Genomic DNA, 23,329 nt, shown 5'->3' on the forward strand with positions numbered 1-23,329 from the left:
CCAATGCAAGAATGGCAGGATTTGTACGCTCGCTGACAGCTTTAGCCCTGAAGTCCCAGCGTTTCAGCGGCTTGCAAAATAGTCTGACAAATGCGACGGTCGCGGCAAAACGCGTGGCGCCGCCATATCGAACATCGGGAAGAAACGGGTGAAAAAGCTCCTCATCATCGCCGGCATGCTGCTGGCCGCCGCCCCTGCCCTGGCCCAGTCGCAGGCGAAAACGCCCGACACGATCCTCTACGGCGTCGCCTATTACGACGAATACATGCCCGTCGACCGGCTGGAGACCGACGTGGCCATGATGAAGGCCGCCAACATCACCGTCGTGCGCGTAGCCGAATCGACCTGGGGCACGCTGGAAACCGCGCCGGGCGTCTTTGATTTCAAGCACGTCGACCGCGTGCTCAACGCCATGGACAAGGCCGGCATCAAGGTCATCGTCGGCACGCCGACCTACGCCGTCCCGACCTGGCTGGTGCGCGAACATCCGGACGTGCTGGCGCAAACCCCGCGCGGCCCGAACCAGTATGGCCCGCGCCAGAACATGGACATCACCAATCCCGAATACCGCAAGGCGTCGGAGCGCGTGATCGTCGCACTGGTCCGCCACGTCAAGGACCACCCGGCGGTCATCGGCTATCAGGTCGACAACGAGACCAAGCCCTACGACACCAGCGGCCCCAATGTGCAGGCCGCCTTCCAGGTGTGGATCAGGAAGCGCTTTCCCGACCTCGATACGCTGAACCACGCCTACGGCCTGAACTACTGGAGCAACCGCATCAACCGCTGGGAGGATTTTCCGTCGGTCAACGCCTCTATCAATGCGTCCTTAAGCGGCGCCTTCGCCGAATTCCAGCGTGAGCTGGTGACCGACTTCCTCGGCTGGCAGGCCGGGCTCGTCCGCGCCAATGCCCGCCCGGGCCAGTTCATCACGCACAATTTCGACCTGGACTGGCGCGGCGCCTCCTACGGCGTCCAGTCCGTCGTCAACCATTTCGACGCGGCGAAAGCGCTCGATATCGCCGGAGTCGACATCTACCATCCCGGCCAGGCCCAGCTCACCGGCACGGAGATCGCCTTCGGCGGCGACCTGACGCGGTCGCTGAAGCACGGCAAGAACTATCTGGTGCTGGAAACCCAGGCCATGGGCTTTCCCAACTGGACGCCCTATCCCGGACAGTTGCGCCTGCAGGCCTTCAGCCACGTCGCTTCGGGCGCCAACATGGTCGAATACTGGCACTGGGGCACCACCGCCAACGCCATCGAAACCTACTGGCGCGGGCTGCTGGCGCAGGACTACCAGCCCAACCCGACCTATGACGAAGCGAAAGTGATCGGCGCCGAGTTCAAACGCCTTGGGCCGAAACTGGTCGACATGACAAAGGCGAACAAGGTCGCCATCTATGTCAGCAATCGCGCGCTGACCGGCGTCAATGCCTTCCGGTTCGGCCCGAACGGCCAGACCGGCTATAACGATGTGGTGCGCGGGCTTTACGATCCGCTTTACCGCATGAATGTCGAGGTCGACTTTCTCGATCCGTCGACGACCGATTTTTCAGGCTACAAACTGATCATCGTGCCGGCGCTCTATGTCGCCTCCGACGCGGAGATCAAGCGGCTGAACGACTTCGCCAAGGCGGGCGGGCACGTCCTCTATACCTTCAAGAGCGGCTTCTCGGACGAGAACGTCAAGGTGCGCTATGACCGGCAACCCGGCGCCATCGCCGAAGCCGCCGGCGTCACCTACAGCCAGTTCACTACGCCCGAGCGCATGACGCTTGAGGGCGATCCGTACAAGGTTGGCGCAGAGGCCAATGCCGTGCGGTGGTGGGCCGAACTGCTGACGCCGACCACGGCCGAGGTTGTGGCGCGCTACGACCATCCGGCATGGAAGAATTACGCGGCGATCACGCGCAACCGTCATGGCAAGGGCGAGGTCACCTATATGGGCTTCATGCCGTCCGAGGCGCTGGCTGAAAAAATCCTGGCGGAAACAGTGAAGCGCGCCGGCCTGTGGAGCGAGGTCAACGAGACGGGCTATCCGCTGGTGATCCGCAGCGGCGTGTTGAAAAGCGGCAAGCCCGTGCGCTATTTCCTGAATTATTCCGACCAGGCGCGCGAGGTCCGCTATGGCTTCGCGCCGGGCCGCGAACTGATCGGCGGCACAGGCGTCAAGTCCGGCGACACGCTCAGGCTCGATCCGTGGGGCGTGGCCATCGTCGAACAGGGGAAGTGAGACCGGCGTCGCTTCCCCGCCTTGACTCCCGCTCATCTTCCCGGTTAAAGGCCCGTCCATGACCTTCGTCACGCGCACAACAACAACGATGAAAACCAAGGCCCAGGGGCCGGGGATAATCGCGCGCGCGTAAACGACATCACGCTCACAGCTCAATCTCCGAAGTCGCCCCGTCCGTCCGGCCGGGGCTTTTTTATTGCCTGAAAGGACCCCCAACATGCACAACAAGACCGTCGCCATTGTCGGCGCCACCGGAGCCGTCGGTCGTGAATTCATCGGCTGTATCGAGCGCCGCGGCATTCCGCTGAAAGGCCTGAAGCTGCTCGCCTCGGCGCGCTCGGCTGGGCAGACCGCCACGTTTCGCGGCGAGGCACTGACGGTCGAGGAAACGACCGACGCGGCGTTCGACGGCGTCGATATCGCGCTCTTTTCCGCCGGCAGTGGCATCTCGAAGCAGTTTGCGTCCATCGCCATCAAGGCCGGAGCGGTCGTGGTCGATAACTCCTCGGCCTTCCGCGCCGATCCGGAAATCCCGCTGGTCATTCCGGAAATCAACGCTCAGGAGATCAGGAACCACAGGGGCATTATCGCCAATCCGAACTGCGCGGCGATCACGACCCTGGTGCCGCTGTGGCCGATCCATTCCGTCAATCCGGTGAAGCGCCTGATCGTCTCGACCTACCAGGCGGCGTCGGGCGGCGGCGCGGCCCTGATGGAGGAACTCGAGGAATCGACCCGCGCCTATCTCGATGGCCGCGAATACGCCCCCAACGTCGTCAAATACCCCTATGCCTTCAACCTCTTCAGCCACAATACGGCGATCGATCCGGAAACCGGCTACAACGACGAAGAAACCAAGGTGATCAAGGAGACCAGGAAGATCCTGAACGATGCGGCCATCAACGTTTCCGCCACCTGCGTGCGCGTGCCGGTCCTGCGGGCGCACTCGGTATCGATGACGTTTGAATGCGAACGGCCCATCTCGCCCGAAGAGGTCCGCGAGCTTCTGGGCCGCGCGCCTGGCGTGCGGCTGATCGACGACTGGGAAAACAACTATTTCCCCATGCCCAAGGACGCTTCGGGCCAGGACGACGTGCTGGCCGGCCGCATCCGCCGCGACCTGTCGGACCCGTCGGGCCGCTCGATCTCGATGTTCGTCGCCGCCGACCAACTTCTTAAGGGCGCCGCGTTGAACGCGGTGCAGATCGCGGAGCTGCTGTAGGCCCCTTGCCTCCCTGTGCGCGGTGCAGGGAGGCGTCGCTCGCGGTCGCGGGCCAAGACCATGGGCGGTGCTCCTACGATTGGGATCGCGGCGCGGATCAGCTACGATATAGAGACGTTCCCAAGGGATTCGGCCATGCACGCCATTTTCGCCGGCGCACCCAGGCAAGAAGGCAGAATGATTTCCTGCCTTGGCTGCCCGCTTAGAGCAATATGCCAAAAAGTGTGCAGCGGCTTTTGGCTAAATATCGCGACAAAACAAAAACTTAGATCGGTATGATGTTTCCACTTAAAATCATACCGATCTAAAGCATGATAGCGATTCGATTTAAACGCATCACAATCTAGATGAAGAACAGGTCTTCCTTCGTCACCGCCGTGCCGCCCGAGACCAGGGCCAGTTCATAGGCTGCGCCCGCGCCATCACCGTCGGCATCCCACCACAGTCTTTGCGCCGCACCGTCCCAGACGAACTGCGCGGCGGAGCCGACCGCTACAGTGCCGGCGGTAAACTCCGCCGCCGTAAGGGTATGACCGGCTGCAAAGCCATAGTCAGCGCCATTGAAGACCAGGCGATCGACGCCGTGCTCGAAATCGACCACATGATCGTGCCCGTTGTCGGCAGCCGACCGGAAGACGAAGTCATCCGAACCCGTGCCACCGCCCACGACGTCGTTGCCCATGCCGCCGACCAGGGTGTCGTTGCCGTTGCCGCCGGACAGGCGGTCATGATCGGCATCGCCTTTCAGGTTGTCATTGCCGTCCCAGCCGTAGAGGCTGTCATTGCCAAGGCCGCCCGACAGGAAATTGTTGCCGCTGGTGCCGTTCATGCTGTTGCCGAGGCCGTTGCCGAGGCCCGAGACCGCCGTGCCGGTCAGGTACAGGATTTCGACATTGGCCGCCATCATATAGTCGATCGATGCCTTGACTGTGTCGGTCGTGTACAGCGGGCTGGACCAGGCGTCCTCGTCTTCGTAGACGCGGTCGCCGATATGGTCGACGACGTAGGTGTCGCTGCCGTGGCCGCCATACATGGCGTCGTTCTCGGTCCCGCCGTCCAGCGTGTCGTTGCCATAGCCTCCGACCAGGGTGTCCCAGCGCGCGCCGCCCGACAGTTGGTCGTCGCCGAAGCCGCCGTCAAGCGAATCCGAGCCCGCCTGGCCCGACAGGGTGTCGTTGCCGAAATCGCCGACCAAGGTATCGTGGCCGTCGGCGCCGCTGATCAGGTCGTCGCCGAAGTCGCCGAACACCGAGTCGTCGCCCTTGCCGGCATAGATGGCCTCGTCGCTGATCGTGCCGGTGATGCTGTCCGCGCCGCCCGTGCCGTACTGTTCGGCGGTCTTTGCCGGAAGGGCATAGCCGCTGAAATTGTCGGCGGTCAGCTGAGCGGCGTTGACGTCCTTGAGAATGGCGATGGTATGGAAGCGCGTGCCGCTTTCATTCAGTTGCAGCAGCACGTCGCCGCCGGTCTGGAGCAGGCGCACCGTGCCGTTGTCGAACGGATTGCCGCTTTCCGGCAGGCCGGCGTGCAGTCGCAGATAGGCAATGTCAATATTGTCACCGCCGTTGCCCGCAGCAAAGTCGGTGACGGTGATGACGGTCTCGAAGCCCCGGATTTGATATGTGTCGCGGCCGGTGCCGCCGGTAATCACCATGCCCTTGTTGTAGGAACCGTAAGTCTCGATCGTGTCATCGCCGGCGCCGGCATTGATGATGCCGTAGCCGGTGGTGTAGGCAGCGGCCCACATCAGGTCATCGCCGTCGCCACCGCTGATCGTGAAGCTCTCGCCGACGCCCGCGTCGCTCGACACCACGTCGTTGCCGGCACCGCCCGACAAGACGTTCGAGCCTTCCTGGTCGTAGAGGGCGTCGTCACCATCGTCGCCGTTCACGGTATCGTTGCCATAGCCGCCAAAGATGGTATCGCCGCCGGTCCCGCCGCTCACCTTGTCGCGGCCGTCGCCGGCCTGCATATAGTCGTTGCCGTCATTGCCGCTCAGCGTATCGCTGCCGATCCCGCCGCTGATGTAGTCATTGTACGCCGTGCCGGTATCGACGATGCCTGCGGGCGCCGCACCATTGAGCGCATATCCGCCGAAATTGGCCGCCGACAGGTCCGTCAGGGTGACGCCTTGCAGCACGGCCAGGGTGGTGTAGGCAAAACCGTTGGCTGCGCCGTCGACATCGAGATCGATCAGCGTATCGGCGCCGGACTGCACCAGGCGCAGATGGCCGGTGCCGAACGGATTGGTGTCGTTGTAATTGCTAAGCTTGGACAGCAAGACGCCCTGATGCGGATCGGTTGGATCGTAGAACAGGTAATCGCCGCCGTCCCCGGCTTCGAAATCGGTAATGGTCACGCTGCCCCAGACAGCGGCAAAATTATCGGCCTGGGGGTTTATTTTAAAGATGTCCCGCCCGGCGCCGCCGGTCGCGGTGACGCTGCCGCTCCATCGCGCTTCGATGAACAATGCGTCGTCGCCATCGCCGCCGTTGACGGAGATCATGCCGCCATTGTTCGCGCTGACCTGGACGAAGTCGTTGCCGGCGCCGGCATCAACCGTGGTCTGGCCTGCTGCCGTAATGAACGCAATGATGAAGTCATTGCCAGCGCCGCCGCTCAACGCGCCGCCGCCTATCTGATCGTAAATGCTATCGTTGCCTTCGCCGCCTTCGATCGTGTCGTTGCCGTCACCGCCATCCAGGAAATCGTCGCCGTCGCCGCCGTCCAGCAGGTCGTCTCCGCCGCCGCCTCTCAGCGTGTCACGGCCTTCGAAGCCGAGCGCGGTATCGGCCTCGTCCAGGCCGGTAAAGGTATTGTCGTTCGTGTCACCGGTATATGTGGCCATGGTCGTCCCCCCAAAAAGCAGTGTCGTAAAGGCGCGGCGACCATAGCCATATTTGCCACTACAGTAATACCACCTGCGCGCGATACGCGAAATTAACCGAGAACCTGGACGGCGTGTTTCAAGATAGGGCTTCGCAGATCGCCGAATGACTATAAGGCCCTCCGCCTCCATGCGCGCGGCGCAGGGAAGTATCATGGCTGATGCCCGTTAACCGCGTCTCTCAGCACACCCTTAAGCATTTGGCAGGATTATCCACAGGCCGGAACCCGAACCGGCTTGTAAAAGGTGCGTACCATGAATGCTTTAAATGCCGCCGCCGCAGGTGTCACAAACGCCATGCAGATGTTCGACCGTTCCGCCGTCAAGATCGCCCAAAGCTCCGCGACCGACATTGGCAGTGTCGCCGAGGCCGTGGTCGCACAAAAGCAGGCCGAGGTCGCTGTGGCCGCCAATGTCGCCGTCATGAAAAGCGCCAAGGAAGCGACCGGACAACTGCTCGACCTCTTCGTTTGAGGTTGCCTGTCCGCTTAGGGGGCGTCATTTTGAAACCGCAGCGGAGGTTTTGCTGAGGCCGCTAGACCATGATGCGTTTAGGTCGAACCACCATCATGCTCTAGGTTTTTGTTTTATCGCGATATTTAGCCAAAACCGCTGCACACTTTTTGGCATATCGCTCTAACGGCGCCGTACGGAGTGCTGCACTTTTCGGCAAGGTTATCCCGGTGCAAATTCGGCGCTTTCGACGCGACCATCTTCATTTAGGCGGATGAATATTCGCAAAGGGTTCTGGACGAATTCACCGCGATATTCGTCGCGGCCATTGGCATCGACCTGCACGAACTTTAGACTTTTCAGTTCACCTAGCCACTTCAACCATTGCTGCAAGCCGGGCAACTGCTGGCTAATAGAGTCTGCCAATGCCGGTCTCATGTTGCGGTAGTCCGGCTTGCCCGCGGTGATGCCGGCAAGAAGTGCGCGGACCGCCGCCTCGGACTCAGGCGAGGCGGCCTGCGCTTGAAACCGACGCTCGGTGGAATCGAGCCATGCAAAGACCTTTTGCGATCGCGCCTCCGTAAGTCGCATTCCGCGCCGTTCGGTCTCCCCCACACCGAGTTGCATTTCCGTCACCTTGTCGTCGATGCCCTTAAAGTCGACGACGAGGTCGACGTCCCGTGCGAACACCTCATGGTCGGACGACGGGAACAGGTTCACGGGTGCCTGGCCAAGTTCGTGCCCCACCAAACGCTCCGCGTAACGACGCACGACGTAGACCGAGCCGTCGTCAAACTGGTAGACGCCAACCAATCGCTCCAGTCTCTCGGGCTTTACATCCACGAGCGTGCGGAGGGAGGGGGCGAAATCCGGCCACCCATAAGCAGATGCGACGCTGCGCATGACTTCCTGCGCCAGCACGCCGCCATTGTCGCTGTTGGTCATGACCACGGCGCCTTCGCCATCCTCGTATACCACCATCAGGCAACGGTAGCCGTCGTTACCGCCATCATGCGCGAAGTAGATTCTAGGCATTCTTCCACCAACTCGCGGCCCGAGACCGTGATGATTCAGCACCGGAGTCAGCATGATGCGCGCCATGGGAGCTGAAAGGATCGCGCCGTCTTCACCCTTAAGTGCCGCGATGACGCCAAGTGCATAGCGCGAAAGATCCGTGGGCGTGGTCCAAAGACCGGCGGCAGCCTGCTCAGGATAGACCCGCGCCCCCCCTTCAACTTGCGAGCCGTCAGCCCGGTAAGCCATGGCGATTTCCGCAGCGCGCGAGGCGGGCAAAGGTTGCTCGAACGTGCTGTCCTTCATACCTAAGGGTTGTAGCAAAACTTTTTGCAGGTACTGAGCGGCCGGCTCTCCCGTCAGGTCCTGAAGCGCCGCCTGTGCAACGACATATCCGCCGCCGGAATAGCGGTATCGATTTCCCGGCATGGTATCGACGCGAACCGGGCTGTTGTTCGCTGGCGACTGGCCATCGAGAATCTGAGTGAGGGTTGGTAATGTTAATGCCGGCTCGTAGCCCCGGAAGCCATGCACAGTGGTTCCGGCTGTATGCGACAACAATGCGCGCAACGTCACTGGCGTCTGGCTTGTGAAAGCGCTGTCGGGCACCTTCCAGCTTGTCAGGTAGTCGTTGACATTGGCTTGCAAGTCCAACTGTCCCGTGTCGGCCAGACGTAAAACCGCAAGTGCAAACACTGGCTTGCTGATGGACGCAGCCTGAAACAACGTATGCTGAGTGACGGACGGTCCGTTCCACCGCGTCACCCCAAATCCATGCGCCCACTCGATGCGCCCCTTGTGAATCACAGCGATGCTCACCGCCGGGACGCGGAGCTCCGCCATACGTATGTCCAGGGAGGTCACTTTGGGCTTCTCGCCACGCACCAAAACCGGCGGAGGCATTTGCTGTGTAACCTGTTGAATATGGGTATCGACCAATACATCGGCGGCAGACGGATTTGCGGGCGAAACCGCGAGCATCACAGCGGAGAGCGCGGCGGCGGGACAAAGTCGGTTCAAGAAGGTCTCCTCGAAAAAAGGGCTGAGGCGCGTGAGGGCGCAAGCAGGCGAGACCTGCTGTCTCATTGCTGAGAAGCCAGATACTCGGAGACAGATGTCCCTTGGCCGATGATCGCGGCTATCTCGCGATATAGCCGTCCCCCCTCCGCGCCGCTTGTCAGAACGACAACACCGTCCTGGCGCCTGGGGTCGAAGTAAGCCAGGGTGCGCTCGCCGCCGGGGCGATCGTTGGAGCCCGTGTGCATGAAAACAGGACCGTCGGCGAATTCCAGACGTCTCCAGCCGAGCGCCACCTTCAATGTTCGCGGGCACACAGTCACCGGCGCGGCGTCACACGTCCACTCAGGTTGCGGGCCACGCATCGGACGCAGGCGCTCGAACGCTAATTCTGGCGTCAACCCTTCGCCCTTCATCACACTGGCAAGGAACCGCGCATAGTCCCCGGCAGTTGTGATCAAATTGTTGGCCGCGTTCCACTGCCCCGCCCTCTCTACCTGCGGTCCGCCCCAGCGGCCGTCGATGTCGAGAGGCACGGCAAGCCGCCCCTCCATCCATTCTCGCGATGAAAACGACGTACTGGACATGCGAAGAGGATCGAAGACCTGTTCTTGCGCCAGATCTTCGAAACCGCGCCCGAGCTTACGTTCTGCGTAGCGTGCGGCATAGTTATAGCCTTCGCCAGAATATCCGTATGCGCTACCGGGAGAGAAGGCGAAGGCAAGCTTTCCATCCGGGTTGTGGCCGCGCCAGTTTGGGAGCCCTGTTTGGTGGCTCAACGCCATGCGAAGCGTCAGCTGCTGGTGACGCGGGTCCGATGCGATGTCGGGATCGACCCAGTACTGTGACATCGGCTCATCGAGTGAAAGCCGGTCTGCGGCGACAAGGCGCAACAATACCTCTGCGGTGACAGGTTTGGTAACGGACGCGAGGTTGTAGAGTGTGGCGGGCGTGGCGCGGACCCCATCTGACTGTTCCCCGTAGCTCCGTTCGAGGACCATGCGTGCGTCAGCAACAAGGGCGATGCTGACTGAGGCAACACCATGCTCCCTGAGAAGCGCGGGAACCTGGGTCTCCAGCGCAGCCTGAACAGATGATATCTTTCCACGGCCTGAAGATGCCGTCGCAAGGCTCGGCAGTGGTTCATCGAAATCCCGACCGTAAGTCCATGTGGGAAGCGTCGCTAAGATCGCGGTCCCGCCCGCCACGCGAAGGATGTGGCGTCTGGTTTGGGGCTTCTCGTCGCCTTCAGTGTGCATTTGGCCGCCCTAAGATGACGATTAAGGGTACGTGTTTATCGCCCGCTGACAATTGTTCAAATCTAATGCTGTCATTAGAATATCTTTGGGCTGAAGCTTCGGTGCCGGCGTCTCGCTGTATCTTGCAAGGACCACGGCCTACCTCGCGCGAGTGTCTTGGAACGGTACGTATCCATCGCGTTCCAGGGACCTGAGTGTTCATGTACCGCCTTCGCTTAAACATGGGAGTTTTGAGAATGGCCGGTAAAATGGGTGAAGAGGATGTCCAGGGCTATCGGGTCGATGCACAGCTGTTGTCCGATTTATGGATTTTCCGCATGGCCGCGCGCGTTGGGTCAATAACAGGTGCGGCCAGTCGGCTGGGTGTAACCCAGGGCGCCGTCAGCCAGCGCGTCATCCGCCTCGAAGGCCGACTTGGCACGACCCTGTTTTCCCGAAAGAAGGGCCGCCTGGTCCTGACGTCCGCAGGCGAAAACCTTCTCGGTACGATGAATGAAGTGGCGACGAAACTGAACGGCGCGCTGAGCCGGTTCGACCGTGTGCGACGCTCCTCTCTCGTGGTCAGCTGCCTGCCTTCATTGGCCATGGAGTGGCTGGTCCCACGTTTACAAGGCTTCTACCAGGAAAACCCGGATATTGAGCTGTTCATTCGCGGCGAGTTCAACCAGGCGACGGCAGAGCGCATGGAAGACAAGGGCATCGACGTGCTCATTTGCTACCAGAATGCGCCAACTGAAGACGTATATGAACTCGGATCATTCCAGGAGATGATCGTTCCAGTCTGCTCCAGGTCCTATAAGAACGCTATGAACGCAGAAACCGAGGATACACAATTCATCCGCCTTCATGACGACGCGCCGTGGGACGATGTACCGTGGCAAGGCCGCCCGACGGAAGTGGAATGGGAATCGTGGCAATCAGCCCGCCCGCAATGGCGCGGCCAGATTGTCGGCGACCGCCATTTCAACCTGTCGCATCTCGCTTATCACGCGGCACTAAGCGATCAAGGCGTGGCCATCGGACGCACTGTCCTCGTCAACCGTCTTATCAACCGTGGCGAACTGATCGCGGCGACTTCGCTGAAGCCCGCTCCCGGGGGAAAATACCGGATTGTCGCAAACCGCCCAGGCGATGCACGGTCCGCCGTGCGAAAGTTCGCCAATTGGGTCGTTCAGGCCATGAAAGATACGCAGAAAGAAACCTTGTCCAAGATGGCCTCCGCCGCCGAATAGCTCAAACGGCAATAGCTGCGGCGAATGTCCGCTTAGGGAAGATTCACTTGCTGGAGCACAATGTCCGCTACTGGCGCCATCTCCCCGTCCCCTCACCGCGCCTCGAACACCAGCACCTCACCCGTTGCGGTGACGGCGATCAGCCGGCCATCGACAAGGATCGGTGACGCCACGAACGCCCCCAGCGCCTTGACCTCTTCGACCCCGGCCTGGAGCTGGCGGCCAGGGCCGAACAGGCGGGCATCGCGCAACTTGCCCGCATCATCAAGGATATCATCCACGTCAAGTCGGCTTTCCGGCGTCCGCCAGGTCCATGTCGTTTCCCCCGTTTCCGTATCGAATGTATAAAGCGCACCCGTCATCGTCCCGGTGATGACCGAACGCCCCGCCACCACCGGCGAGGCGTAGGTCCACACGCCCGTCCGGCTGCGAAAACGCTCATGGCCCGTGTGTTTGTCGAGCGCCACGAGCAGCCCCGTATCCGACGTGCCGAAGTAGATGTTGCGGTCGTCAATGGCGGCGGTCGCCAGCACCCAGCTTCCCGATGCGTCATACTTCCACTTCACCGCGCCGGTTCCGGCATTGAGCGCATAGACGAAGCCGTCGCGCGCCCCGGCATAGACGGTGTCTCCATCGACCGACGGCGCGGCGGTGATCCCCAGCATGACGCTCATCTTGTGGTCGGCGCCGCCCTGGAAGGCCCAGGCCTCAACGCCGGTCTTCGCATCCAGCGCCAGCAGCCGCGTTCCCCACGTGCCGACCACGATCTTTCCGTCGGCCCAGGCCGGGGAGGAATGGATCGGATCAACAGCGTCATGCGCCCACAACAGCTTGCCTGTCGCGGCGTCGAGCGCGCGGACGTGTCCGTCGCTGCTGCCGAAATAGACGACGCCGTCGCGCACCAGGGGCGACGACTGATAGAGGTCCCACGGATCGGGCACCGGCCCGAGGCTGGCGTCCAGGCCGTAGCCGCCGACCGCGGCGAAACGGTGCTCCCCTCCCGTCCGGAACCGCCACAACAACTGCCCGTCCAGCGACAGGGCGTAGAAGACGCCGTCGCGGCTGAGGAAATGAACGCGGCCATCGGCCACCGCCGGGGTCGAGGCGATGGCGCCTTCGCTATGGAAGAGCCACGCGACCTTAAGCGTCGTCATGTCGAGCGCGTAGAGGTTGCCGTTTTCCGCCGCCACGAACAGCCGCCCATTCGCTACCACCGGCGATGCGCTGACCGGGGCATGGAGGGCGCGCGTCCGTGACAGTTTCAAGTCGCGGATCCGCGCTGCCTCTACCCGTCCGCTCCGCGCCGCGTCGTGCATGAAGGTCGGCCAATCTTCGGCGCGCGCTCCGAAGGCGACGCAGGACAGGACAAGGGCAGTGATCAGGGGTTTCATCGGCTTCCACCTGGGTTGAACGTGGCGGCACGATGGCTGGGGCTCAAGGCAGTCGCCAAGTAAAGGAAGCTGAAGAAAGTCTAATCGACAGGTGTCTTCATGTTCGCCGCCCACGCCTGGAAGCGCGGATCGTCGCGCACACCGGCATAGGCTGGATCGACATTGGCCCAAAGCAACGGTATCTGGTTCTGCGCAAAGGCCTGTTCCAGGTGGATCATGGCCTCGTCGGTCCGCCCGGCCTCCAGCGCATAGCGCGCCCACGACAGCGGGGGCGTGTAATGGCCGAGGTCTTTCGTCTCTTTCCGCGCCAGCAGCCAGCCAAAGACCGCCTTCATCCCGCCGGCGGTCAGCGCCGCCCGTGCCGACGCGACGTCCGCGTCGCCATAGCCTTGGGCGCGCATCAGCCATTCCAGGTGCGCAAACGCCTCGGCATCGCGTCCGGCCCTGGTGTAGAGGCGCAACGCCGAAACATGGAAGGCCTTGTCGCCCGCCCCGCCACTTTCGATGCGCCGCAACTCATGCAAGGCCAGATCGTCGCGGCCGTGCATCTGATAGAGCCAGACCGCCATGGTGCCCGAATAGTGGAGCGGATTGAGACGCCGCGCGTCCTTTATCTGTGCCAGCGACTCGTCGAAGCGCCCCTGCGCCAGCAGAAAGCCGGAATAGCCCAGCGCCGTGTAGTCATGACGCGGACTGACGCGCCGCGCCGTGCGGTAATCCGCTTCGGCGCCCGCCATGTCATGGCGACAGAGGAAGCGTCCGTCAGCGCGCCGCTTGTAGGCCCAATTATGCCGCGGCTCCATACTTATCGCCTTGTCAAGCAGGCCAATGACCTCCCGGCAGTTGTCGGGCTCGACCAAGGCGTCGCCCAGAAGCCGTATCTTGGCGTCGGCCAACCTGGCAAAGGCCTCGGCCGAGGGCTCCCGCGCAGCCAGTGCATGCAGGTCGCGCACGACCTCCCTCTGCCGGGCGGGGTCGCCGGTGTCCAGTCTTGCCTCGATATCGGCGTAGAAAGCGATCTTGGACTTCGGCTGCGTACTCTGGACAGCGAAGCCCACGCCCACCAGGGCCAACGCCGCTATGGGCAGGACGATCCCCCAGCGGACCGGCCAACGGGCCCACGGTTCCTGGCTACGCAGGGCAGGCGCTTCGATACGCCCGGCCTCGGCCACCAGTTGATAACCCTTGCCGGGCACGGTCTTGATGTAGGATGGCGCGCGCGGATCATCGCCCAACGCCTTGCGCACCTGGCTGATGGCGACCGTCAGGCTCTCGTCGGTCACGGTCCGGCCGGCCCACACGGTTTTCAGCAGCCAGTCCTTGGGCAGGACCTCGCCGCGATGGTCGGCAAAGGCGATAAGCAGGTAGACCAGGCGGCTTTCCAGCTCGACCTGGACGTCGGCTTGCACCAGCCGGTTGGTGCGCGTGCACAGTGTCCAGGCGCCGATGCGATACGACGCGCCGGACGCTTCGGGACTGTAGGAAGGCTCCACCATAGGCCGTGAATATGGCGGGATATCGTTGGCGTCAATGGGGAGTGATGGAGCTTCGGGGCGGTACGTTGTCACGCCGCCGAACGTTATGGCCTTCCCTCCTGCCTACGACGTGGGGGAGGTGGCGTCGAGCGTAAATGAAGCTGACGGAGGCACGCTACGGACCGGGAATACCCCTCCACCGCCTTCGGCGGTCCCCCTCCCCACCTTCGGTAGGGAGGAGAGAGCAACCTGAATCGCCTTAACTAAGCAGGCGAGGGATTGCTTGAGACCTGTCAACGTCTACCCTCCTCCCTAGCGCGAAGCGATGGGGAGGTGGCGTCAAGCGTAAGCGAAGACGACGGAGGGGTATTACGGTCGGTGATTACCTATCCGTCGTCTTCGGTAGGGATGAAGTTTTTTGGCGCAATCCTTACCGATGCAGGTCGTAGCGATCGAGTTCCATCACCTTGACCCACGCAGCCACGAAGTCACGCACGAACTTCTCGCCGGCGTCGGCCTGGGCATAGACCTCGGCAATGGCGCGCAACTGGGCGTGCGACCCGAAGATCAGGTCGACGCGCGTCGCCGTCCATTTCGGCGCCTTCGTCCGGCGGTCGACGCCAACGTAACTGTTGTCGCCGGTCGCCGTCCACTGCGTGTCCATGGTCAGCAGGTTGACGAAGAAGTCATTGCTGAACACGCCCAAACGGTCGGTGAACACGCCGTGTCTGCTGTCATCATGGTTCGCGCCCAGCACGCGCAGGCCGCCCACCAGCACCGTCAGCTCCGGCGCCGTCAGCCGCAGAAGCTGCGCCTTGTCGACCAATGCCTCTTCCGGTTTCATGAAGGCGCGGCGGCTGTGATAGTTGCGGAAGGCGTCGGCGCGCGGCTCAAGCGGCGCGAACGAGGCGACATCGGTCTGCTCCTGCGACGCGTCCATACGGCCCGGCGTGAATGGCACGGTGACATTGAGCCCCGCATCCTTCGCCGCCTTTTCGACCGCCGCGCCGCCGGCCAGCACGATCAGGTCGGCCAGCGACACCGGCTTGCCGAAGCCTGTGCGTATCTCGTCGAGCTTCGCCAAAACCGTCTGGAGCTGGGCCGGCTGGTTGACCTCCCAGTCCTTCTGCGGCGAAAGGCGGATGCGCGCGCCGTTGGCCCCGCCGCGCTTGTCGGAGCCACGGAAGGTCGAAGCCGACGCCCAGGCCGTCGAGACCAGTTGCGCCACCGTCAACCCCGAAGCCAGCACCTTGTCCTTCAAGGCCGCGATGTCGGCATCACCGATCAGCGGGTGATCGACCGCCGGGATCGGGTCCTGCCAGATCAGCGTTTCCTTCGGCACCAGCGGCCCGAGATAGCGTTCTTTCGGCCCCATGTCGCGGTGGGTAAGCTTGAACCAGGCGCGCGCGAAGGCATCGGCGAACTGGTCGGGGTTCTGATGGAAGCGGCGCGAAATCTTTTCGTATTCCGGATCGAAGCGCAGCGCCAGGTCCGAGGTCAGCATGGTCGGCAGGTGCTTCTTCTCCGGGTTGTGGGCGTCGGGGATGGTGGCCTCGGCGTTTTTCGCCTGCCACTGGTGAACGCCCGCCGGACTCTTGGTCAGCTCCCACTCGAAGCCGAACAGGTTGTTGAAGAAGTGGTTGCTCCACTTGGTCGGCGTCTGGCTCCATGTCACTTCCGGGCCGCCGGTGATGGCGTCGGCGCCGAAGCCGGTGCCGAATTTGCTCCTCCAGCCCAGGCCCTGGTCCTCGATGGCCGCGCCTTCCGGATCAAGGCCGACAAAGGACGGATCGCCCGCGCCGTGGGTCTTGCCGAAGGTGTGGCCGCCGGCGATCAGCGCCACGGTTTCCTCATCATTCATCGCCATGCGGCCAAAGGTGTCGCGGATATCGCGGGCCGAAGCGACAGGATCGGGGTTGCCGTTCGGGCCTTCCGGATTGACGTAGATCAGGCCCATCTGCACGGCGCCCAGCGTTTCGTCCAGTTGGCGTTCACCACTGTAGCGCTCGTCGCCCAGCCAGGTGCCTTCGGGCCCCCAGTACAACTCCTCCGGCTCCCAGGTGTCGGCGCGTCCGCCCGCGAAGCCAAAGGTCCTGAAGCCCATCGATTCGAGCGCGACATTGCCGACCAGGACGTAGAGGTCGGCCCAGGACAGCGCATTGCCGTACTTCTGCTTGATCGGCCAAAGCAGGCGGCGCGCCTTGTCGAGATTGGCGTTGTCGGGCCATGAATTGAGCGGGGCGAAGCGCTGCTGGCCGCCCCCTGCCCCGCCGCGCCCGTCGGAGGTGCGGTAGGTGCCGGCGCTGTGCCAGGCCAGGCGGATGAACAGGCCGCCATAGTGGCCGAAATCCGCCGGCCACCAATCCTGGCTGTCGGTCATCAGGGCGTTGAGATCGGCAATTACGGCATCGAGGTCGAGCCCCTGGAAAGCCTTGGCGTAGTCAAAGTCCGCGCCCAGCGGATCGGACAGTTTTGAATTGGCGTGCAGGACGGAAATATCGAGCTGTTCGGGCCACCAGTCACGGTTTCTATGGCCGCGCGTGCCCTTGCTCTGCGCACCCTGGCCGTGGGCTACCGGGCACTTGCCGGCCGATGCATTGTCACTTTGGGTATCCATGGTGTCGCTCCTGTGGCTGTCCCCTAGATCTACGCCCGCAGCGATTATAAATGAAATTGATTTTCTTTGGAATTTTCTCAAGAAAAATTGATACTACGGAACACCTTTTACGTCATCAGGGTAGACCAGACAGGTGTCACCAGGGCATGGCCATGGGCGATTTCGGCGAGGACGTCGAACACAGTGGCCTGGATCGGCGCGATACAGGTGGCGTCGGAGGTGTCGATGCGGATGGTGATGCCCTCCGCGGCCGTCCTGAGCGTGATGATGGTCACCTCGGACAAGGTAATGATCGTGCCATTGGCGGTGACGCGGACCTCGAACCTGTGCGCCCAGTGTTCAGCCAGTTGAAGCACGTACACCGCCCCCTGTGTCGTGTGGATCAGCGCTTCGCTGGTAATCACGGTATTGGGCACGAATCTACTCCAGGGCATATGCAATCGTTTTCGCCCTGCGTACACGTGTGCACTCAGATAACAAGCGTTTCCTGAAAATATCAAAATTTTTGCGCGCGAAAGGACCTGATGTAATTTTCTGCAAATGTTTGCAAAGTTGTGCTTGGCACGAAAAACGCCATACCCGAAGGACATGGCGTTGAACAACCAGCAGCATCCCTAAAAGCCCATCAAGGGAAATTTCGGGTGGATCCGCATTTGCATCGGCAAATTGTATGACATATGCTGGCCATAAAACATCACAAAACACATTTGGGGAGGTAGCATGCGCCTGTCGCATCTTATTGCCGTATCGTGCGCGGCCTTGCTTTTTTCCGGCGTCTGCCACGCCCAGTCCACGGATCCGCTGAAACCCACGGGCCAGTGGAGCGCGCCGCGCATCGGCGCCGCCGCGACGCCTCCCATGGGCTGGAATTCGTGGAACGCCTTCCACACCGAGGTTGATGAGACCAAGGTGATGGGCGCGGCTCAGGCCCTGGTCGATACCGGCCTCTCGAAGCTCGGCTACCGCTATGTCAATATAGACGACGGCTGGTGGCTGAAGCGCCGCCAATCGGATCAGCGCGTCGAAATCCGCACCTCCATCTTCCCCAGTGCCAAGACCAGCGACGGCAAAACCAGCTTCAAGCCCTATGTCGACCGGCTGCACGCCATGGGCCTCAAGGCCGGCATCTATACCGATGTCGGCCGCAACGCGTGCTCGCAGGCCTATGACCTGCATTCCCCGAACCTGCCCGAAGGCACGACGGCCGAACGCGAGGTGGGGCTCTATGGCCACGTCGACGGCGATATCCGCACCTATTTCAAGGACTGGGGCTTCGACTATATCAAGGTCGACGCCTGCGGCATCGCCGACTATGCCGCCGACCGCACGCACGTGAAGGACAAGGCTTATCAGCCGTTCGCACCGATCATGGTCCGCGCTCAACCGGCCCTGACCGACGTTGCCGCCGTGCGCAATCTCTACGAAGAGGTCGGCGCGGCGCTCAAGACATACAATCCCGACGGCGACTACGTCTATTCGATCTGCAACTGGGGCCAGGCCGATGTCCGCCAGTGGGGCCAGCGCGTCGGCAACAGCTGGCGGACCAGCGACGACATCTATGCGCGCTGGTCGCGCATGCTGCACAGCTTCGACAGCGCCGCTACCCGCAGCCTCTACAGCCATCCCGGCGCGTGGAACGACCCGGACATGCTGTTCATCGGCACGGGGGATTTCGACGCCAACCACCTGATCGAGGCGCGCTCGCACTTTACCCTGTGGGCGATGATCAATGCGCCGCTCCTGATCGGCTACGATCTGCGTGGCGCCCCGAAGTCTCTGATCGATATCCTCGGCAATGCCGACCTCATCGCCGCCAACCAGGACCCGGCGGGCAATCAGGCGGTTCTGGCGCACCGGTCCGACGACGTCGACATCCTGGTCAAGACGCTGTCGAACGGGCGCAAGGCCGTAGTGCTGTTCAACCGCGGGCTGGAACCCTACGACATCACGCTTACAGCGGCGCAGCTCAAGTACGACGCCGCGGCGCCCATCACCCTGACCGACATGTGGACCAAGACCAAAGAGGCGCCGTTCACGCGCGAGAAGACGTTCAAGCTGGCGCCGCGCGAAAGCCGCGCCTTCTACGCCGACGGCACGCGCGCCTTGGCCGAAGGCCTCTACCTGTCGGAAATGACCGGCAGCATCCACGTCGCCGCCGATGGCGTCCCCTTCCCCGAGCCCGATCCGGAAATCCACCGCCCCAGCGGCTGGGGCAGCACGCGCAGCAGCGGCGAATGGCCAGGCTACCCCGGCTGGGGCGGCGCCCAGGCCGACGCCAGCCCATACAGCACGGGCCTTGCCATCGGCCGTGAGCGCTTCGACACCGGCATTGGCATCCTGTCCAATTCGCGCCTCGAAGTCCGCGCCGGCCGCAAGGCCACGCGCTTCGCAGCCACGGCCGGCGTCGACAACGCCACGCGCAACCGCACAAGCAAGGTCCGCTTCGAGGTCTATGGCGACGGCAGGCTTTTGAGCCAATCCGAATGGCTTGGCTTTGGCATGGCGCCGCAAGCGCTGTCCGCCGACGTCACTGGCATCGATATCGTCGAACTGGTCGTCCGCCAGCAGGACGCGTCCGGCCCCGTCGCCACGACCTGGGGCAAGGCAGCGCTGCTGAAAGGCCAGTAACGGCGTGCCCTATACCACCCGAACCCTGGCGACAGGCGGAGACGCCTTCGACATCGACGTCTACGAAGTGCGCGCCCCCGCCCGCACGATCATGTTCGCGGCCGGGCGCGGCGGCAGCCCCGCCCGCCACCGCGGACTGCTGGACCGGCTGGCCGGGGCGGGCCTTTTCGTTGTCGCCCCGCACTTCGACATGATCACCTCGCCCATGGCCGGCGCGGACGACCTGCGCCAACGCCTGAAGCGGCTCGAAAAGGCGATCGCGGCCTTCGCACCGGACGGCGTTCCGATCGTCGGCGCCGGACATTCGATTGGCGGAAGTCTCCTGCTGGTGATGGCCGGCGCCACCGCCTGGACCTTTTCCCGCGAGTCCGTATCGGCCACGACAAGGACGGATTTCCGCCGGCTCATCCTGTTCGCGCCGCCCACCCAGTTCTTCCGGGGTCCCGGCGCGCTGGACGGCGTGAACGTGCCCGTCACCGTCTGGTCGGGCGGGCGCGACGACATCACCCCGCCCGAACAGGCGACGTTCCTGAAAGACGCCATCGGCGCCGAGGTCCGCCTGGCTGAGGACGCGGGCCACTTCACCTTCATGGACGATCTGCCACCGCAGGTCAGCGATCCACACCCCGACCGGCCAGCCTTCCTGGCGGCTCTGGTGGACGAGGTTCGCCGGCTGGCCACGGAGGTGTGACAGCGCGTCCCTCTGACGAATCCCATAAAATGATATAGTCAGACAATTGCGGGGACGCAGCAATGATGTTACCGGTACCTTCCGCGCCGGGACATGGGCGCAATCAATGGGCGCAGCGATAAGACGCCCGGCCTGTCGCGCAGGCGGCATGATGCGGAGGAAATATATGAGAGTGTCCGTCGGTATATCGACCCTGGCCCTTCTGGCCGCCCTGGCCGGGAACGTCGAGGCCAAAACCCCGAGCGGCCTGGATGCCCGCGGTCATCTGGCCGCCGTCGTTTCCCCCTCGCCGTCAAGCTTCGCGTTTTCCAGGGTCGAAGGCGGCGTCCAGGTCCGCGTCGGCGCGGTCACCAAGAACATCCTCTTCTACGGCCCGAAGACCGTGCGGGTGAACACGACGCTCGGTGAAAACTACTGGAAGCACCCCAGCCTCGCCGTCATCGACACACCCGACGCCATCGCCTTCAAGACGCGCGAGACGCCGGCCACCCTGACGCTGGAAAGCGCGGCACTGCACGTTGTCATCGACAAAACCTCAGGCGCCGTCACCTTCAAGGACCCTAAGGGCAAGGTCTTCAGCCAGGAAAAGCAGGCCGCGCCGCAGGTCCTGACCAGGACGGAGATTTCCGGCGCGCCGACCTACGAAGCCAGCAACACCTTTACGCTGAAGCCCGACGAAGCCATCTACGGCTTCGGTTTCGTCGGCCAGGGCGAGATCAACCGCCGCAACAAGGAACTGCTGCTGGTCCAGACCAATATCGGCATCGTCATCCCGGTCATGGTGTCGTCGGAACGTTACGGCATCCTGTGGGACACCTATTCCAAGATGCGTTTCAAGGACTCGGCGGACGGCGCCAATCTGTGGGCCGAAAGCGCGCCGGGCGGAGTCGACTACTACTTCATGGCCGGCGACACGGTGGACGAGGTCATCCACGGCTATCGCGACCTGACCGGCGACGCGCCCATGGTTCCGAAACAAGCGTTCGGCCTGTTCATGAGCAAGGAGCGCTACCAGACGCAACAGCGGCTGCTTGAGGTGGCCGAGACCTTCCGCAAGGAACGGTTCCCGCTCGATTACATCGTCCAGGACTGGCAGTACTGGGGCGGCGACAAGGACGGCACCTGGAGCGGCATGATCTGGAATCCCGAACGGTTCCCCGACCCCAAGGGCACGATCGACAGGCTGCACGACATGCACCTCAAGCTGATGATTTCGATCTGGCCATCGATCGGCAACGATACCGCATTGGCCCACGAACTGGACCAGCACAAGCTGCGCTTCGAGCCCCTGCACTGGATCTCGAAAAAGGCGCGCATCTATGACGCCTTCAGCCCCCTCGGCCGGCAGATCTATTTCAAGCACGTCAAGAAAGGCCTGCTCGATGTCGGGGTCGACGCCCTGTGGATGGACGGAACCGAGGTCGAGGTCGGCACCGCCGTCCACGACGCGGGCGAAACCGAACGCGACATTAAGCTGCTGGGCGATAACGCCATGGGCGACTTCACGCGCTATCTCAATCCCTATTCGCTGATGACGACGTTGGGGACCTATGAAGGCCAGCGCGCGACCAGCAACAAACGCGCGCTAACCCTGACACGGTCGGCCTGGGCCGGGGCGCAGAGGACGGCGGCGGCTTCATGGTCGGGCGACACGACGGCCAGCTGGAAAACCTTCGCCGAACAGATCAACGGCGGCGTCAACGTCACCATCGCCGGCACGCCCTACTGGACGCAGGACACCGGCGGCTTCTTCGTCGCCGGTCAATACGCCGGCGGCGAAAAGAACCCGGCTTACCGCGAGCTCTTCGCGCGCTGGACGCAGTACGCGGCCTTCAACCCCCTGATGCGCATCCACGGCACCGACATCGAGCGCGAGCCCTACATCTTCAAGACGCTGGACCCTGAGGTCTACACGTCGCTGCGCACCTCGGTCGACCTGCGCTACCGCCTGATGCCCTATATCTACAGCCAGAGCTGGCAGGTCACGCACAACGACTACACGATGATGCGCGCCCTCCCGATGGACTTCCCGGACGATCAGGGCGTTCACAATATCAATGACGCCTTCATGTTCGGGCCGTCCTTCCTGGTCCATCCGGTGACGCGTCCGATGTTCCGCTTCCTGCCGCCGCCGGCCGCGACGATTCCGGCTTCGGCGCTGCGCACGCCGGACGGCAAGCCGGGCCTGGCCGGGCAGTACTTCGAAGGGATGAACTTCGAAACGCCCAAGGGCAAGACCATCGACACGACCATCGACCTGCGCTGGCCCGGGCCGCCGCTAACCGACATTCCGGCGGGGCTGTCCGGCCTCAACGACTTCTCCGCGCGCTGGCAGGGTACTGTGACCGCGCCCGAAGACGGCGAATACGAACTGGGCGTCGAAGGCGACGACGGCTACCGGCTGTTCGTCGACGGCAAGCTGCTGGTCGAAGACTGGACCATGGGCGCCGCCCGTTACAAGGGCGGCAAGGTCACGCTTAAAAAGGGCCAGAGCGTCCCCGTCACCCTGGAATTCTTCCAGGCCAGCGGCGGACGCAGCCTGCGGCTGGCCTGGCGCACGCCCAGCCAGATCGCCGAACTTGCGAACACCAAGGTCGAGATCGACGCCAGCATGCGCACCTACCTGCCCAAGGGCGCGGCCTGGTACGACTTCTGGACGCACGAACGTTTCGACGGCGGCGCGACCGTGACCAAGACCGTGCCCCTGGATATCCTGCCGCTCTATGTCCGCGCCGGATCGATCGTACCAATGGGGCCGACCCTCCAGTATGCGACCGAGCATCCTGAGGCCGACTACGAAATCCGCATCTATCCCGGCGCCGATGGCACCTTCACCGTCTATGAGGACGACAACGAGACCTACGACTACGAAAAGGGCCAGTACGCGACCTATGAGCTGAACTGGAACGATGCCACCCGCACCCTGTCGGTCGGCGCGCGCAAGGGCGATTATCCGGGGCTTACGGAGACACGAAAGTTGAATTTCGTCCTGGCAACCCCAGCGAACGCCACCGCCATCGCACCGGCCGCGGCGACGAAATCGGTCATCTATACCGGCAAGCCGGTGTCCGTGAAGTTCTGACCGGCGGTAGGCGGGAGCGCCTAGAGCGATATGGCGAAAAGTGCCAAGATGCGTTTTTTGGGGTTTTCGCCTTAAATATCGCGACAAAACAAAAACTTAGATCGGTATGATGTTTCCACTTAAAT

14 protein-coding genes are annotated in these 23,329 nt (G+C 62.7%); 7 read left to right on the forward strand and 7 right to left on the reverse strand.

Annotated elements, in window-relative coordinates:
- Positions 1 to 148: 148 nt before the first annotated feature.
- Positions 149 to 2,236: a beta-galactosidase gene (locus tag J2X24_RS06410; protein ID WP_310002609.1), complete on the forward strand. Its 2,088-nt coding sequence runs from the start codon at positions 149 to 151 to the stop codon at positions 2,234 to 2,236.
- Positions 2,237 to 2,453: 217 nt separating this feature from the next.
- On the forward strand, positions 2,454 to 3,458 hold the full coding sequence (locus tag J2X24_RS06415; RefSeq protein ID WP_209718399.1) for an aspartate-semialdehyde dehydrogenase: 1,005 nt from the start codon (positions 2,454 to 2,456) through the stop codon (positions 3,456 to 3,458).
- A 343-nt stretch (positions 3,459 to 3,801) separates the two neighbouring features.
- Here J2X24_RS06415 and J2X24_RS06420 read toward each other — a convergent pair whose 3' ends face one another.
- The gene (locus J2X24_RS06420; RefSeq protein WP_209718403.1) at positions 3,802 to 6,306 is read right to left on the reverse strand and encodes a calcium-binding protein; all 2,505 of its coding nucleotides are present in this window, start codon (positions 6,304 to 6,306) and stop codon (positions 3,802 to 3,804) included.
- A 294-nt stretch (positions 6,307 to 6,600) separates the two neighbouring features.
- On the opposite strand from J2X24_RS06420, the gene J2X24_RS06425 reads away from it, so the two are divergent.
- Entirely contained in the window at positions 6,601 to 6,819 is a 219-nt protein-coding gene (locus J2X24_RS06425; protein WP_209718406.1) for a flagellar hook protein FlgE, read from the forward strand.
- A gap of 201 nt (positions 6,820 to 7,020) precedes the next feature.
- On the opposite strand, the gene J2X24_RS06430 is transcribed toward J2X24_RS06425, so the two are convergent.
- A complete protein-coding gene (locus tag J2X24_RS06430) occupies positions 7,021 to 8,832 on the reverse strand; it encodes a serine hydrolase (RefSeq protein WP_209718408.1) in 1,812 nt (603 codons plus the stop codon).
- A gap of 62 nt (positions 8,833 to 8,894) precedes the next feature.
- Entirely contained in the window at positions 8,895 to 10,088 is a 1,194-nt protein-coding gene (locus J2X24_RS06435; protein ID WP_209718411.1) for a serine hydrolase domain-containing protein, read from the reverse strand.
- 236 nt (positions 10,089 to 10,324) lie between these two features.
- Here J2X24_RS06435 and J2X24_RS06440 point away from each other — a divergent pair, with 236 nt between their 5' ends.
- Positions 10,325 to 11,320: a LysR family transcriptional regulator gene (locus J2X24_RS06440; protein WP_209718414.1), complete on the forward strand. Its 996-nt coding sequence runs from the start codon at positions 10,325 to 10,327 to the stop codon at positions 11,318 to 11,320.
- Between the two features lie 92 nt (positions 11,321 to 11,412).
- Here J2X24_RS06440 and J2X24_RS06445 read toward each other — a convergent pair whose 3' ends face one another.
- The 4 genes from J2X24_RS06445 to J2X24_RS06460 all read right to left on the reverse strand — a co-directional run bounded on the left by J2X24_RS06445 (position 11,413) and on the right by J2X24_RS06460 (position 17,219).
- Positions 11,413 to 12,711 carry an outer membrane protein assembly factor BamB family protein gene (locus J2X24_RS06445; protein ID WP_209718416.1) on the reverse strand — a complete coding sequence of 433 codons (1,299 nt, stop codon included), beginning with the start codon at positions 12,709 to 12,711 and terminating at the stop codon, positions 11,413 to 11,415.
- Between the two features lie 80 nt (positions 12,712 to 12,791).
- Positions 12,792 to 14,207: a winged helix-turn-helix domain-containing protein gene (locus J2X24_RS06450; protein ID WP_209718419.1), complete on the reverse strand. Its 1,416-nt coding sequence runs from the start codon at positions 14,205 to 14,207 to the stop codon at positions 12,792 to 12,794.
- A gap of 409 nt (positions 14,208 to 14,616) precedes the next feature.
- Positions 14,617 to 16,803 carry a catalase/peroxidase HPI gene (gene katG / locus J2X24_RS06455; RefSeq protein ID WP_209718422.1) on the reverse strand — a complete coding sequence of 729 codons (2,187 nt, stop codon included), beginning with the start codon at positions 16,801 to 16,803 and terminating at the stop codon, positions 14,617 to 14,619.
- 107 nt (positions 16,804 to 16,910) lie between these two features.
- Complete coding sequence (locus J2X24_RS06460; protein WP_209718426.1) at positions 16,911 to 17,219, reverse strand: DUF2218 domain-containing protein; 309 nt, start codon at positions 17,217 to 17,219, stop codon at positions 16,911 to 16,913.
- Between the two features lie 304 nt (positions 17,220 to 17,523).
- Here J2X24_RS06460 and J2X24_RS06465 point away from each other — a divergent pair, with 304 nt between their 5' ends.
- The 3 genes from J2X24_RS06465 (at position 17,524) to J2X24_RS06475 (ending at position 23,204) form a co-directional block, all read left to right on the forward strand.
- Positions 17,524 to 19,431 (forward strand): NPCBM/NEW2 domain-containing protein, encoded by a 1,908-nt coding sequence (locus J2X24_RS06465; RefSeq protein WP_209718428.1) that lies wholly within the window; start codon positions 17,524 to 17,526, stop codon positions 19,429 to 19,431.
- A gap of 4 nt (positions 19,432 to 19,435) precedes the next feature.
- Positions 19,436 to 20,122: an alpha/beta hydrolase gene (locus J2X24_RS06470; RefSeq protein ID WP_209718429.1), complete on the forward strand. Its 687-nt coding sequence runs from the start codon at positions 19,436 to 19,438 to the stop codon at positions 20,120 to 20,122.
- Between the two features lie 166 nt (positions 20,123 to 20,288).
- Positions 20,289 to 23,204 (forward strand): TIM-barrel domain-containing protein, encoded by a 2,916-nt coding sequence (locus tag J2X24_RS06475; protein ID WP_209718431.1) that lies wholly within the window; start codon positions 20,289 to 20,291, stop codon positions 23,202 to 23,204.
- The last annotated feature ends 125 nt before the right edge of the window (positions 23,205 to 23,329 follow it).

Origin of the sequence: Asticcacaulis solisilvae (assembly GCF_017875235.1) — a bacterium.
Taxonomy (GTDB): domain Bacteria; phylum Pseudomonadota; class Alphaproteobacteria; order Caulobacterales; family Caulobacteraceae; genus Asticcacaulis; species Asticcacaulis solisilvae_A.